Annotated in this window: 9 protein-coding genes and 2 pseudogenes; 4 read left to right on the top strand and 7 right to left on the bottom strand. The window is 62.9% G+C overall.

Translation table 11 applies throughout. The features are described 5' to 3' along the window. Positions 1-123: 123 nt before the first annotated feature. The 3 genes and pseudogenes from NFC73_RS18575 to NFC73_RS18565 form a co-directional block, all read right to left on the bottom strand. On the bottom strand, positions 124-1716 hold the full coding sequence (locus NFC73_RS18575) for an RNA-directed DNA polymerase (RefSeq protein WP_254752635.1): 1593 nt from the start codon (positions 1714-1716) through the stop codon (positions 124-126). Positions 1717-1823: 107 nt separating this feature from the next. Continuing rightward, a pseudogene (locus tag NFC73_RS18570) lies at positions 1824-2876 on the bottom strand (ABC transporter ATP-binding protein); the annotation flags it as partial. Positions 2877-3075: 199 nt separating this feature from the next. Continuing rightward, a complete protein-coding gene (locus NFC73_RS18565) occupies positions 3076-4059 on the bottom strand; it encodes a LysR substrate-binding domain-containing protein (protein ID WP_254752633.1) in 984 nt (327 codons plus the stop codon). A gap of 132 nt (positions 4060-4191) precedes the next feature. On the opposite strand from NFC73_RS18565, the gene NFC73_RS18560 reads away from it, so the two are divergent. The 3 genes from NFC73_RS18560 (at position 4192) to NFC73_RS18550 (ending at position 7521) form a co-directional block, all read left to right on the top strand. Then, positions 4192-5571 (top strand): MFS transporter, encoded by a 1380-nt coding sequence (locus tag NFC73_RS18560; protein WP_254752631.1) that lies wholly within the window; start codon positions 4192-4194, stop codon positions 5569-5571. Between the two features lie 109 nt (positions 5572-5680). Further along, positions 5681-6892, top strand: a complete 1212-nt coding sequence (locus tag NFC73_RS18555) for an FAD-dependent monooxygenase (RefSeq protein ID WP_254752629.1) — start codon at positions 5681-5683, stop codon at positions 6890-6892. Positions 6893-6897: 5 nt separating this feature from the next. After that, entirely contained in the window at positions 6898-7521 is a 624-nt protein-coding gene (locus NFC73_RS18550; protein ID WP_254752627.1) for an NADPH-dependent F420 reductase, read from the top strand. Between the two features lie 22 nt (positions 7522-7543). Here the strand turns inward: NFC73_RS18550 and NFC73_RS18545 are convergent, their stop codons facing one another. The 4 genes from NFC73_RS18545 to NFC73_RS18530 form a co-directional block, all read right to left on the bottom strand. After that, the gene (locus NFC73_RS18545; RefSeq protein WP_372494689.1) at positions 7544-9571 is read right to left on the bottom strand and encodes an ABC transporter ATP-binding protein; all 2028 of its coding nucleotides are present in this window, start codon (positions 9569-9571) and stop codon (positions 7544-7546) included. Next, a complete protein-coding gene (locus tag NFC73_RS18540) occupies positions 9568-11316 on the bottom strand; it encodes an ABC transporter ATP-binding protein (protein ID WP_254752623.1) in 1749 nt (582 codons plus the stop codon). The genes NFC73_RS18545 and NFC73_RS18540 overlap by 4 nt, the downstream gene beginning before the upstream one ends. Positions 11317-11452: 136 nt before the next feature. Then, positions 11453-12196 carry an IclR family transcriptional regulator gene (locus tag NFC73_RS18535; RefSeq protein ID WP_254752621.1) on the bottom strand — a complete coding sequence of 248 codons (744 nt, stop codon included), beginning with the start codon at positions 12194-12196 and terminating at the stop codon, positions 11453-11455. Then, positions 12193-13665: an APC family permease gene (locus NFC73_RS18530; RefSeq protein WP_254752619.1), complete on the bottom strand. Its 1473-nt coding sequence runs from the start codon at positions 13663-13665 to the stop codon at positions 12193-12195. Before NFC73_RS18530 ends, NFC73_RS18535 begins: the two co-directional genes overlap by 4 nt. A 609-nt stretch (positions 13666-14274) precedes the next feature. On the opposite strand from NFC73_RS18530, the pseudogene NFC73_RS18525 reads away from it, so the two are divergent. Continuing rightward, positions 14275-14498, top strand: a pseudogene (locus tag NFC73_RS18525) (primary-amine oxidase); the annotation flags it as partial.

Raw genomic sequence — 14498 nt, 5'->3', positions numbered from 1 at the left:
GCATTCCAACCGGCACAGCAGGCTCTACGGCACGCCCACTGATGAAACATGGCGATTTTCACACGGGAGCAGCTTTGAGGCACAAAAGCTGACCTTTGCAGAAACGGGTGAGCTCCTGCTCGATCACCCAACCTCGTCCGTGAGCGGTGGCACTTTCTGCACGTGATCAAAATCAATAGGCGTCGCAGGAAGCTTCCATTTATGATCGTCAAGAAACTTGTGAGTCAACTGATTCCGGCGATCTCGGTTCAAAATGCTCTCCACAGTAGTTCTATCTGCGTTTGCCGCCACCATCCCAAGCGCAAAGAGACGAAGAAGTTGTGGGTCCGAGACTTGATCCACGCGTGCGCTCACGGTGCTGCGGACAAAATTTGCGTCTGCAATCGAGAGCCTTTGGATGGCTACGGCAACCTTTTGTACATTAGAGCTCTGGCTCAGCCATTGTCTCAGGACTACCAAAACTGCTTGAGGTAAATCGTCGGCAGCAAAGGCAAGGGCATGCTGCGCCGTGACCCAATCAAGCTTGCCCCAGTTCGATCTCTCAAATTTTGGAAACCATGATTCGAGACCGGTCGACACGCCTGGATAGGTGCGGGCACCGGCAAAGTAGCGACTCAGGGCATCCGCGAGATGCGGGAAGTGGTGCGCATTGTCAATCCATTCCCCGACTTGATCGAAAAGGAAGTTGTCTCGCAGCGAGCGGAGCACCGCCCTTCCTACTGGCCTGGGTACTGCCAGAGGTGAATCCAAGAGCTCTCTCTCGAGGGCGACCAGCTCACCAGGGTCCGATTCAAAAGCGAACTCTGGTTCGTCGTCGTACTCAGCTGCCAGCATCGCTATAACCTCTGGGACTCGGATACTACGAATGGCTTCTAAATTGAATCGATCGAGACCTTCCTTGTGTGTAGAGAGGTGCGTCTTCGCCGCATTTATTTCGAGGCCAGCCTGTCGAGCCTTCGCCTGTATTCTCTGGCTTAGGGCGAATAGCTCATCCTCGCTACCTTCAACACTGATGTCGTCCATCCAGCGTCTGGCCGACCGTACAAGGTCGTTCTGCAATGCGGTCGATATCTCGTCGTCAATGGGCCCAACGGCAACTTGCGCGAGGAAGGCGGATGCAGAGCTCCTTTGCGGCAACCCACTACGGGACATCATGCTGTTGTGCGTTCTCAACACCTCAGAAATTAGGCCTACGGACGCATTCCGACCGAAGGAACTGCTGAGAGTACTGATCAACGTCTCGACGTTTATGGACGAGAAGAAAGAGGTAATGTCCGTCTGAAGCGAGTAGGTATCTTCCGCAACATCGGCCATGCTGCGCCCGTAGGCAGACCATTCTTCAGGTGAGGGAGGGATCTCGCCATCCCGTTGTCGCCACCCGAACACCCAGTCGGGCAGGTCTTTGTGCAGAGTCCCAACCAAGCCGCGGGTCGCTGCACTGTAAACCAGCCTGCTTCGTGGATCTTGAACTACGGCCGGCCGGGTGCCCAGCCTGGATTTCGGAACGTCAAGGGGATGGAAGTGGGGTGTCTCTGCGAACTTGAACGGTACACCAGACCCCCCGGGGACTATTCCGAAATCCTGCTCAATATCCAGCGTTTTTACAAACTGTTCGGAGAATTCTGGCCACCCCCAGGGATCCCGATACCAGTCGCCATACTTCTCACCATTGAGGACCTTTGCACCCTGTTCTAGGTCTATCCCCCACTTAGCCATGTTGGTCCTTTGCATCGGAATGTTTCCCTGCCCTGTATCTTCGGAATGATACTGAGCCTTTTCGCGAAACCGCTAAAGGAAAGTCTCAGCCGCCGCGCCGGCGCCCACTAAACCTCCGCCACAGGAGCCGCGAACTGCGCCTCGTAGAGCCGCGCATAAGCCCCGCCCGCGGCCAACAGCGAAGTATGCGTCCCCTGTTCCACGATCTGCCCGGCCTCCATGACCAGGATGAGGTCGGCGTCGCGGATCGTGGACAGGCGGTGCGCGATCACAAACGAAGTCCGGTCAGACCGCAAAGCACGCATCGCCTTCTGCACCAGCACCTCAGTCCGGGTGTCCACGGAAGACGTCGCCTCGTCCAGGATCAACACCGACGGCCGGGCCAGGAACGCGCGGGCAATCGTCAGCAGCTGCTTCTCGCCGGCGGATACGTTGGCGCCTTCGTCCTCCAGCACCGTGTGGTACCCCTCAGGCAGCGAACGCACGAACCGGTCCACATACGTCGCCGTCGCCGCCTCCATGATCTCCGCCTCGGTAGCAGTGGGCCGGCCGTACGCGATGTTGTCCCGGATGGTCCCGCCGAACAGCCACGTATCCTGCAGCACCATCCCCAGCCGCGAGCGCAGCTGCCTCCGCGGCACCGAGGTGATGTCCACGCCGTCGAGCGTTATCCGCCCGGCATCAATCTCGTAGAACCGCATCATCAGGTTCACCAGCGTGGTCTTCCCCGCACCGGTGGGCCCCACAATCGCCACCGTCTGCCCCGGCTCCGCCACCAGGGACAGGGAAGAGATCAGCGGCTTGTCCGGCGAATACGAGAAGGACACAGACTCAAATACCAGCCGCCCCCGCCCCGCCCCATCCGGTGACGGACCAGCAGAAACAGGATCCGGCGACTGCTCATCCTCATCCAGCAACGAGAACACCCGCTCGGCCGATGCCACCCCGGACTGCAGCAGGTTCGCCATGGACCCCAGCTGCGCCAGCGGCATGGTGAACTGCCGCGAGTACTGGATGAACGCCTGCACATCGCCCAGCTGCATCGCCCCGGACGCCACCTGCAGCCCGCCCACCACCGCGATCCCCACGTACACCAGGTTCCCGATGAACGTCATGGCCGGCATGATCAGCCCGGAAATGAACTGCGCCTCAAAACTCGATGCTGCCCCTGGGGTGGCAGTGACTCAGCCTCTCGCGGCCCACAGGTCAGCCTGATACTGCAGGTCAGGAGGGCCTCAAAGGCCGAAAGGGAGGCTTGCCGGCCACCGGTCAGAAACGGCCGTCTTGTTTCCTAATCGTCTTGCGCAGCCCCTGGCACTGCCCTGGGGTCTTGGCCGATCCCACATTCGATCTGAAGGCCTACTTCTGAAAAGCGCCGCTGCCCGCATGAGGCGGGGCGGCGACGTCGTGGGTGGCTGCGCTCTGAACTACGTCTGCGCGGTCGTAGCAGCCGAGCTTCTCGACCGCATAGTCGAGCAGGGCCGCGGCTCGTCGCGTGAGGGTCATGTCCTCGGGCCAGATCCCCACGACGTTGGAGAGGGTTACGGGAGGGTCGAATGGGCGGATGGCGACCGGCCGCCCCTCGACGCTCACGGGGAGAACGTTGGGCCGGGACATGAGCAGGCCATACCCCATGCCCCGGCCCACGAGCGCCTCGACGAGGATGATCTGGGTGACCCGGGCCGCGACCCTGGGCTCGAGCCCGCGCGCGGCGAACGCCTCGACAATATTGATGGTGCTCGGGCTCACGTCGTAGAGGATGAGTGGCTCGCCGGCGAGATCAGCGAGATCCACCGTGCTGCCCGCCGCGAGCGGGTGGTCCGGATGCAGGTGGGCCTCAAGCTCGGTCGCGTAGACCCGGCGGTGACGGTAGCCGGCAGGCAGGAACCTTTCGTACGTGATGGCCACGTCGAGGCGTCCTGACTGGAGGGCGGGGAACAGGTCCTCGTTGGTGCCCACCGTGGTCTCGAGGTCCACCCCGGGATGCCTCCGCGGGAAGCCTTCGAGGAGCTCGGGCACCACGCTCGCGGCGAAGCTCGCGTAGCAGCCAAACTTGACACTCCCCCGCAGCTCTTCTCCCCGGCGGTCGCCCTGGACGAGCTCCCGTGTGTCCGCGAGGATCCGGCGCGCCTGCGTTGCGAAGTGCTGGCCCGCGGGAGTCAGCGCGAGGCCACGCGCCTTGCGGCGAACGCATAGCTGCTCCCCCACAGTCCTCTCGAGCCCCGTGATGGCCTGGGACAGCGCCGACTCTGAGATGTGAAGATGGGCTGCCGCTGCACTGGATGTGGTGAAGTCCGGCAAGGCAGCGAACAGCTCGAGTTGCCTCAGGCTCACATCGGCCATGGCCACCTCAGCGTAGATAGGTCTTCTTAAGTACAACAGAACTTTATCTACAAATCTCTGAGATTTACATGCAGATGTGAGTCCGCTCACCATAGAGGAACAGCATCGTCCGCACTCTTCACAAGGACAGCAATGACCTCCTCCAATGCCGTTAGCAATCCCGCCACTCAACGTCGCGTCGCGTTCGCGACGATCATCGGCACCACGATTGAGTGGTACGACTTCTTCATCTACGCGCTGGGCGCTGGGCTCGTGTTCACCCAGCTCTTCTTCAAGCCTGCCGGGGAGGACATCGGGCTCTTGCTCTCCTTCGCTACGGTCGGCATCTCCTTCCTCTTCCGCCCGCTCGGCGCGTTCCTCGCGGGTCACTACGGCGATAAGATTGGCCGCCGTGCCATGCTTGTCCGCACGCTCATCCTCATGGGCGCGGCAACGACACTCATCGGCGTCCTGCCCACCTTCGCCCAGATCGGCATCGCAGCGCCGATCCTCCTGCTCCTCCTCCGCATTCTCCAAGGCGTCTCCGCCGGCGGCGAGTGGGGCGGCGCAGTCCTCATGGTCGTCGAGCACGCTCCTGCTGACCGCCGCGGTCGCGCTGGCGCCTTGCCGCAGGTCGGTGTCCCGCTCGGCTTTCTTCTCGCTTCGGGCTTGATGGCCCTCATGACCGGTGTCGTCTCCCCCGGCCAGGCCTTCCTCGAGTGGGGCTGGCGCGTGCCGTTCCTGCTGAGCATCGTGCTCATCGTCGTCGGCTACTTTGTCCGCCGCTCCGTTGAGGAAAGCCCCGTGTTCACCGAGATCGCCGAGCGCGGCCAGCAGACCAAGGCCCCTGTCGTGGTCCTCTTCAAGCGGCACTGGCACCTCGTGATCCTCGCCGCGCTTGTGTTCGTGGGCAATAACGCTGTGGGCTACATGACCACCGGCGGCTTCCTCCAGAGCTACGCCACCGGCAGGCTCAAGATAGACACCACGGCGATGCTCATCGCGTCCACGGTCGCCTCGGCGGTATGGTTCGTCGCGACGCTCATTGCGGGGCGCCTCGCCGATTCGATCGGCCGGCGAAACACCCACCTCATCGGCTTCGCGGTACAGGCGCTGATGGCCTTCCCGCTATTCTGGCTCGTCAACACCGCGACGCTTCCCGGGCTCTACGCTGGCCTGGTCCTGCTCTCGATCGGCCTCGGCCTCACCTACGGGCCCCTGGCGGCGTGGTACGCCGAGATCTTCCCGGCTTCCGTTCGTTTCTCGGGAGTGGCCATCCCCTACGCGATTGGGTCAATCCTCGGCGGGGCGTTCGCTCCCACCATCGCCCAAGCACTGCTGCAGGCCACCGGCACCACGACTGCGGTCTCGTGGTATATCCTCATAGCCACCCTCGTCGGAGCCGCGGCGACGCTGTGCCTGCGCGATCGGCGCGGCATCCCCCTCGGCCCGGACCACGAGGCCGAGCAGGCCAGCGGCGCAACGATATTCGCCCCCAACGTGGCCCACAGGGAGCTTGCGGCGAAGCCGTAGCGACCCCGTTACCCTTCCACCGTGACGTCCACGGAACTATTCACCATGCCGTCATGGCCTCTTATGGTCGGCAAATTCAAGGATTACGTAATGCAGTCGAGGAGAACCGATGGTAAATCACACCACCAGAGTCGCTGTCATTGGAGGGGGGCTGGGGGGGCTTACTGCTGCGATCGCCCTCACGCGGATCGCCGGTGCCCACGTCACGGTGTTCGAGCAGGCAAGGGGGCTGGGCGACGTGGGCGCAGGCGTCACTGTCGCTCCGAATGGCCAGCGCGTTCTCGACAAACTCGGTGTCCTTGAACAGGTCAAGCGCGCAGGCGCCACTCCGGATGGCCACGGCGTCTACCAGGACGCCATGGGCAACGTTGTAGCCGAAGCAGCTTGGGAAGATTCAGCAAAGCGGTATCAGAATGTCGGCATGTACAGGCCCGACCTGGTAGACGTTTTGTCTCGAGAGGTCGCGCCCGACACGATCCGTCTCGGCCATCGTCTGACGTCGATTCAGACGCTAGACACAGGCGTCCGCCTCGAATTCGAGAACGGCGTACACGATGAGTTTGATGCAGTGGTGGGCGCGGACGGCATCCACTCGGTGGTGCGGGATTCTCTGATGCAAACCCCCGACCCCGTCTACTCCGGATTCATCGCGTTTCGCGGAGTACTTGACGCGGCCCTTCTTCCCGACGACTGGCCCATGATCAGCCAGGTATGGATGGGTGAGGGAAAGCACTTCATGTGCTACCCGCTGCAGCAGCGCAAGTTGTTCAACTATGTCGGGTTCGTACCCAGTGACAGGCCGCTCAAGGAAACCTGGTCGGCCCCGGGGGACGTGAGCGAACTCGCCGCCGAGTTTGCGGGTGAGAAATGGGACCCGAAGCTTCGCCACTTCATCCAGCTCATCGACCAGACCTTCTGGTGGGGCCTCTACGACCACGAGCCACTCACTAATTGGTCGCGAGGGCGCGTCACGTTGCTTGGGGACGCAGCACACACCATGCTGCCGCACGCGGGCCAGGGAGTGAACCAGGCAATCGAGGACAGCATTACTCTTGCCTTCTTCCTCAAGGAGGCCGAAGACGCCGATGAGATTGCCGAAGCTTTCAAGCGCTACACCGCCGTTCGAATGCAACGCACGGCGATCTTGCAGAACAGCTCTCGCAGAAGCGGCTCACAGTTCGACGCGCAGAATGAATTTGAGGACATCAAGAAGCGTGACGCTGACTTGCGCGCAGGACGCGATTTTCGCCGAAGTGTGCTCTTCGACTTCGACGCGGTGGCAGCCGCCGAAAAGGCACTCAAACGATTCAGGAGGATCTAGTTCGCATGACATCGATCAGCATCATTGGCACCGGCAAGATGGGCTCAGCAATTGCCGAAGTATCGGCGCGAGCCGGAGCGAGTATCCAAATCATCCGGCGCAGGGCGGGGGCTGGCTCGTCCGCCGAGCGTCCGGATGCGGCATATGGGCTTGTCGGCGATGAACTCACAGGTGACCTCGTCGTCCTCGCCGTTCCATACGAAGCGTATCCGAACATACTTGAGCACTATCGGGATCGACTCAGCGGCAAGGTCGTCATCGATATCAGCAACCCCATTGATTTCACCACGTACGATGAGTTGCTGGTCCCAGCAGACTCCTCGACTGCAGTTGAACTTTCCAAGGCCCTCCCGGTGGGCGTTACAGTCGTGAAAGCGTTCAACGTCAATCTCGGCGACACGCTCAGCACCGGCACCAATGGCCTAACGCGGACGACAGTCCTGTTCGCAGGAGACGATCCAGAGGCGAAAATGGCAGTCGCGGCCCTCCTCGAAGCGGCAGGCCTCCGGGCGGTCGACGCCGGCCCTCTTTCGCGTGCGAGGGAACTTGAGGCGATGGGCTTTCTCCAGATCGTATTGGCAGCAATCGGGAAAACACGCTACGAGTCCGGATTCGCTCTGCTGCAGTGAGGATTCCCGAGCGGCAAGCCACTTAAACCTCCGCCACAGGAGCCGCGAACTGCGCCTCGTACAGCCGCGCGTACGCCCCGCCCGCAGCCAGCAGTGAAGCGTGCGTCCCCTGCTCCACGATCTGGCCGGCCTCCATCACCAAGATAAGGTCGGCGTCGCGGATGGTCGACAAGCGGTGGGCGATCACAAAAGAAGTCCGGTCGGACCGCAGCGCACGCATCGCCTTCTGCACCAGCACCTCGGTCCGCGTATCAACTGAAGAAGTCGCCTCATCCAAAATCAAAACAGACGGCCGCGCCAGGAACGCCCGCGCAATCGTCAGCAGCTGCTTCTCCCCCGCGGACACATTCCCGCCCTCGTCCTCCAGCACAGTGTCGTACCCCTCAGGCAGCGAGTGCACGAACCGGTCCACATACGTCGCCCGCGCCGCCTCAAGAATCTCGGATTCGGTAGCCGAAGGCCGGCCATACGCGATGTTGTCCCGGATCGTCCCTCCGAACAGCCACGTATCCTGCAGCACCATCCCCAGCCGCGAGCGCAGCTCGCGCCGCGGCACCGTGGTGACGTCCACGCCGTCGAGCGTTATCCGCCCGGCATCCAGCTCGTAGAACCGCATCATCAGGTTCACCAGCGTGGTCTTGCCCGCACCGGTCGGCCCCACGATCGCCACCGTCTGCCCCGGCTCCGCCACCAGAGAAAGCGAAGAGATCAGCGGCTTGTCCGGCGAATACGAGAAGGAAACAGATTCAAACACCAGCCGCCCACGCCCAAAAACCGGACCAGACGAAGCAGGAGGCTCGGCAGACTCCTCATCCTCATCCAGCAGCGAGAACACCCGCTCGGCCGACGCCACCCCGGACTGAAGCAGGTTGGCCATGGACCCCAGCTGCGCCAGCGGCATGGTGAACTGCCGCGAATACTGGATGAACGCCTGCACGTCGCCCAGCTGCATGGCCCCGGACGCCACCTGCAAGCCGCCCACCACCGCGATCCCCACGTACACCAGGTTCCCGATGAACGTCATGGCCGGCATGATCAACCCAGAAATGAACTGCGCGCCGAAGCTCGCGTCGTACAGCTCCGCGTTCTTCTGCCGGAACCGCTCCTCCACCTCGCGCTGCCGGCCGAACACCTTCACCAGCGCATGCCCGGTGTACGTCTCCTCGATCTGCCCGTTCAGCTCCCCCGTGTGCTTCCACTGCGCCACAAACAGCTTCTGCGAGCGCTTGGCGATCAGCGCCGTGATCCCCAGCGTCAGCGGCACGGTCACCAGCGCGATCAGCGCCAGCGTGGGCGAGAGGATGAACATCATCACCAGCACACCCACCACCGTCAGGACCGACGTGACCGCCTGGCTGATGGACTGCTGCAGGCTCTGGGAGATGTTGTCGACGTCGTTGGTCACCCGGCTCAGCAGCTCGCCGCGCTGGATCGAATCGAAATACCGCAGCGGCAGCCGGTGGATCTTCGCCTCGATCTCCTCGCGCAGCCCGAACACCGTCCGCTGCACCACCCCGTTCAGCACATACGCCTGCACCCACATAAACGCCGACGCCAGCACGTACAGCACCAGCGTCCACAGCAGCACGTTGGACAGCGCGGCGAAGTCGATCCCCTGCCCCGGCGTCAGAGCCATCGGGGTCAGCATGTCCGCCTTCTGGTTCTCCCCCGCGTCCCGCAGCTGCGCGATCAGCTCCGCCTTGCTCACCCCGGCGGGCAGCTCCCGGGACACCACTCCGGCGAAGATCAGGTTGGTGCCCTCCCCCAGCAGCCGCGGCCCGATCACCGAAAGCGTCACGCTGGCCACCCCCATGACCAGCACCAGCAGCAGCCACGCCCGCTCCGGCCGCAGCGTGCCCACCAGCCGCCTGGCCGACGCTCCGAAGTTCATCGCTTTCTCCGCCGGGATGTTCATCCCGCCGAACGGTCCGCCGCCCCTCCCTGGTCCTACCGGCGGACGGGGGATGCGTACGACGTCGGCCGTCGCGGTTTTGGAGGCGGGTCCTGCACTGTGGGGAGCGCCCGACGTCGGCCGGTTCTGCGTGCTCATACCGTCTCCTCGGCTGCCAGCTGGGAGGAAACGATCTCCCGGTACGTCTCGGAGGTCTCCAGGAGCTCGAGGTTCGTTCCGCGCCCCACGATCCTGCCGTCGTCGAGCACTAGGATCTGGTCCGCGTCCACGATGCTGGAGACGCGCTGGGCGATGATCACCAGCGTGGCGCCGGCGGTGTTGCGCTTGAGGGCCTGGCGGAGCCGGGCGTCGGTGCCGGTGTCCAGCGAGGAGAACGAGTCGTCGAAGATGTACAGCTCGGGGCGTTTCACCAGGGCCCGGGCGATGGCCAGCCGCTGCCGCTGCCCACCGGAGACGTTGGTGCCGCCCTGGGAGATGGGCGCGTCCAGCCCGCCCTCCATCTCCTCCACGAAGTCCCGGGCCTGGGCGATCTCGAGGGCGGTCCAGAGCTCGTCCTCGGTGGCGTCGGGCTTGCCGTACTGCAGGTTGCTGCGGACGGTGCCGCTGAACAGGTAGGGCCGCTGCGGGACCAGGCCGATGTGCCCCCAGAGCAGGTCCGGGTGCAGCTCGCGGACGTCCACGCCGTCCATCCGGACCGAGCCGGTGGTGGCATCGAACAGCCGCGGCATGAGGTTCACCAGGGTGGTCTTGCCCGCGCCGGTGCTGCCGATGATCGCCGTCGTCTGCCCCGCCTTGGCGGTGAAGCTGAGCCCGGAGAGGACGGGCTGGTCGGCACCCGGGTAGGCGAATCCGACGTCGCGCATTTCCAGCTCACCGCGGCGGTGCCCGTTGGGCGACACCGCGCTGCTCACTGGCTTGAGCGGCGGCCGGACGCTCGATTCCGTGTTCAGCACGTCGCCGATCCGGTCCGCCGAGACTGCGGCGCGCGGGATCATCACGGCCATGAAGGTGGCCATCATGACGGACATCAGGATCTGCATCAGGTAGCTCAGGAACGCGATCAGGGTGCCCACCTGCATGGAGCCGTCCTCGATCCGGAACGAGCCGAACCAGATCACCGCCACGCTGGAGACGTTCAGCACCAGCATCACCACGGGGAAGGCGAGCGCCATCAGCCGGCCGGCACGCAGCGCGGTGTCCGTGACGTCGTCGTTGGCCTGGGCGAAGCGGGCGGTCTCGATGTCCTCCCGGACGAACGCGCGCACCACGCGGATGCCGGTGAGCTGCTCTCGGAGCACCCGGTTCACGGTGTCGATCCGTTTCTGCATCTTCCGGAACAGCGGCACCATCCGGACGATGATCAGCCCCACGGCGATGAGCAGCACGGGCACGGCGACGGCGATCAGCCAGGACAGCTGCACGTCCTGCCGGACGGCCATGATCACCCCGCCGATGGCGAGCATGGGCGCGGCCACCATCATGGTGGCACCCATCAGCACCAGCTGCTGGACCTGCTGGACGTCGTTGGTGGAGCGGGTGATCAGGCTGGGCGCGCCGAACTTCGTGACTTCCTGCTCGGAGAACTCCCCCACACGGGTGAAGATGGCCCCGCGGAGGTCCCTTCCGGTGCCCATCGCGGCCTTGGCGCCGAAGTACACGGCAATCACGGCGCAGATGATCTGCAGCAGCGTGATCGCCAGCATCAGGCCGCCCAGGCTGAGGATGACCCCGGTGTCCCCCTTGGCTACGCCCTCATCGATGATGTCCGCGTTCAGGGTGGGCAGGTACAGCGACGCGATGGACTGCGCCAGCTGGAAAACCACGACGGCGACCAGCAGCTGCCGGTGCGGCCGCAGGTATTCAACAAGCAGTTTCCAGAGCATGGCGGCTCCAAGGGTTCCGTCCCGCGATAAATGGTGCGGAGGTCAGTTTACGTCCGGCGGCTGGGAATGGGGACGGGTTCTTCGGGGGGACAGCTCTGAGGAACCGAGGACAGTTGCGTGGCGAAGCACCCGCTCATCAGAACAGGAGGGGCGATAGCCGTACTGTCAGTTCACGTGCCGCCTCCGCGTGTTCGCTGATGGCGGCGAACCGTTCCGCGGGGCCGGTGAGACATAACGCTCCGCCGACTGAGCCGTCGGGCTGCCGCACGGGAAATGCCAGGCTTGCGGATCCCGCTTCGAGTTCGTTGATTTCCGAGGCCTGGCCGTTGAGCCTAATTTCCGCGAGTTGCCTGTACAGCTGGCCGCTGTCGGTAATGGTGTCCTCTGTCAGCTTCACCAGCTGGCCGCTCGGAAGCGGGAAGACCGAGTCACCAAGTTCAGCGAGCATGAGCTTCCCCGGGGCGGAGGTGTGCGGGTACCGGAGCATCTCGTGGACCGAGTGGAGCGGATAATCAGGATCTTCATCAGCGATCCTGAGGGAAGCGTTCCTGAACATCAAGAGGTGCACCGCGAACCGGTTTCCCTGCCGGAACTCGTCAATTACCGTGCGGGCCGCGGTGGGAACAGTTGGCGGGTTCGCCGCTGTCACCAGTCCTGAAATTGCGTGGCCGAGCGCGAATCCGCGAAGATCTGAGGTGCGGACCAGATATTCGTCCCCGACAAGGGCATTCAGTAAACGGTAGGCGGTGGCCGGAGGCATGCGCAGGGCGTCGGTAATCTCTTTCGCCGTTGTCCCGGTACCGAACCGTGCCACGGTCTCCAGGATCCTGAGCGAGTTTGACGCCGGGCCGGAACCGGAGTGTGTGGGTCTGTAGTTCATTTGTTCGGCCCGCCATGAAACAGGTCCGATTCCCGGGTCTCGTCGTAGATTCCCACTGACGCCAGGCGCATGGGTAACCGGCGGTGGAGGTACATGGCGTAAATGACGCTGGCCAGGAGGACACCGGCGTAGATGAGGGTCTGCAGGTTGCCTGTTCCAATCGATGTTGTCGCAGCCGCCCACAGCACTGCACCGAGCACCAGGGAGGTTACCGCTCCAAGTACCCAGCTTGTGTACGTGTTCTCCCCGATCCTGCGCAGGAAAAAGGGCAGGGACGCGCTGGCAAGGATATAGGACCCCAGGTATCCGTAGGCGCCGAGCGTGAAGAGGTTGGCCAGGCCCTGCTCAGGACTGGCTCCGGAGATGACGATGGCGCTGGGAACGATGGCAACGACCGGCATAACTGCCAGGATGGCCGTCGAAGGTGTCCGAAAAGCGGGATGTGTCCGGCCGACGGCCCGTGGGGCAACGCCTTCCCGGCCCATGCAAAAAAATATCCGGGCCAGGGCATTCACAGATGCGATGGCGCACGCAAACCACGATGCCGCGATTCCCAGGTCGAGCACGGCGGCGAACACCGGGGAAGTCTGGGAAAACAAGTCAGACAACGGTGTAGAACTGCCTGTTATATCTGACGGTGCACCTCTGAGGGCTACGTCCTGGGCGGTCGCGGCGAGCAGATAGAGCACGCCCGCCAGGATGGGAGTCCACGTAATGGCCCGCGGCACGCTGACGAAGGGTTTCTGTGCCTCCCCTCCGAGGGTGGTGGGGCTTTCGAAGCCGACAAAGGCACTGACGGCCACCACGATTGCGATCGATAGCGAATCAAGATGTCCGTTCCAGGAAAATACGCTTCCGAGACTGACCTGCGGTTTGTTGAGGGCGAAGTAGACCACCATCAGAACGGCGAGGATTGCAATGGAAACGGATTCCATTAACAGCGTGGCCCACGCGGATAGCTGGATCCCCCGGATCATCAGGAAACAGGCGGCGCCAGCGGCGGCAAGAATGACCAGCACCGTGACAACACCGGGGTCCGCCACCGGGATGCCAAGGTTGATGAACAGCTCAACAACATACGTGCCAACCGCCAACAGACTGGCCATGGCCACGAGACCGTACCCGAAGATGGCCGACCAGCCGGCGGTGATTGCCGTCCGCTGGCCAAGCCCCTTGGCTGTGTAGCTGTAGAGCCCGCTGACGGCAGCCATGCGCTTTGCCATCGGCCTCAGGCATAAGGCAACCAGGATCATGACCGCCATGGCTGCGCCGAATGTCAGAACAAGGTTCGTTCCACCGGCTCCAAAAACAAGACCCGGAAAGATCAGGGCCGGAATGACGGTCATGGCGCCCGCGGGCGCCACATTGGCTACTGCCTGTGCGAAGACCGGCAGGAAGGAAAGCTTCCGGCGTCTCAGGCCTTCCACCGGAGAGCGGGGCGTGATGAAGCGATCACCGCGGGCAGACACTGGGACCAACTTTCCCTCCGGCATGCAGGCTCGTCTTTGATTTTGCGTGACGCAAGTCACCGGCCGGAGGTGCAAAACATTAGCATTCCCGGCCCTCAATGACAGTCGCGAACGCGTTTGTGAATGTTTCCAGCATGTTAACTGCGGTGGGAAAAATCCGCGCCAAATTTCTCACCTCGCGCCACCCCCGGGCCGTCCCCGAATGTTTCCAACATGTTAACTGTGGCGGGAAAATGCCGCCGTGAATTTCTCACGCAAATATCCGGAAAAGGCTCGCCTTGGGTGACTTGAATGACGTAGCTTTCTTACACAGACGGAATCCCAGTGATCCGCATCACGCTGGCAGGGCCCGAATTGGAGCCCCGGCCGGCACTCTCAAAAAAAGAGGATGCCGATTGCAAGCGATCCCTTCACCAGCCTCAAACGGGCCCGGGGAGGGTCTTTTAGCGCAGCGCCGTATGCACGAAATAATTAGCAGTTCTGGGAAATCAAGAGATTTGCCATTCTGATATTCCGCGAATGTTGTCCTTTATCCCGCGATGGCAATAAAACCATACCGACTGCCCGCTATAAGCGCCGTCATTTTTTATTAGAAACCAAGGAGAAACCATGACTCTGACCACTGAAGTCCAGACCGTTGTAGGGGTATCGCACCCCCTGGATCCGCTCTCCCGCGCCGAGATCTCCCGTGCGGCGTCGATCCTGAAGGATGGCCAGGCCGGCGCGGAATCCTTCCGGTTCATCAGTATTGAGCTGCGCGAGCCGGACAAGGAACTGCTGCGCAGCGGCGCCAAGACCGTCCGGGAAGCAGACGCGGTCCTGGTCAACCGCGC

Source organism: Pseudarthrobacter humi (genome assembly GCF_024294965.1).
Taxonomy (GTDB): Bacteria; Actinomycetota; Actinomycetes; order Actinomycetales; family Micrococcaceae; genus Arthrobacter; species Arthrobacter humi.
The sequence above is the reverse complement of the archived record's forward strand: the minus strand, read 5'-3'. Positions and strand labels throughout refer to the sequence as shown.

What these genes read in the sequence shown, in the direction of transcription:
- NFC73_RS18575 (WP_254752635.1), bottom strand. Translation starts at nt 1,716, where the DNA reads ATGGCTAAGTGGGGGATAGACCTAGAACAGGGTGCAAAGGTCCTCAAT.
- NFC73_RS18565 (WP_254752633.1), bottom strand. Translation starts at nt 4,059, where the DNA reads ATGGCCGATGTGAGCCTGAGGCAACTCGAGCTGTTCGCTGCCTTGCCG.
- NFC73_RS18560 (WP_254752631.1), top strand. Translation starts at nt 4,192, where the DNA reads ATGACCTCCTCCAATGCCGTTAGCAATCCCGCCACTCAACGTCGCGTC.
- NFC73_RS18555 (WP_254752629.1), top strand. Translation starts at nt 5,681, where the DNA reads ATGGTAAATCACACCACCAGAGTCGCTGTCATTGGAGGGGGGCTGGGG.
- NFC73_RS18550 (WP_254752627.1), top strand. Translation starts at nt 6,898, where the DNA reads ATGACATCGATCAGCATCATTGGCACCGGCAAGATGGGCTCAGCAATT.
- NFC73_RS18545 (WP_372494689.1), bottom strand. Translation starts at nt 9,571, where the DNA reads ATGAGCACGCAGAACCGGCCGACGTCGGGCGCTCCCCACAGTGCAGGA.
- NFC73_RS18540 (WP_254752623.1), bottom strand. Translation starts at nt 11,316, where the DNA reads ATGCTCTGGAAACTGCTTGTTGAATACCTGCGGCCGCACCGGCAGCTG.
- NFC73_RS18535 (WP_254752621.1), bottom strand. Translation starts at nt 12,196, where the DNA reads ATGAACTACAGACCCACACACTCCGGTTCCGGCCCGGCGTCAAACTCG.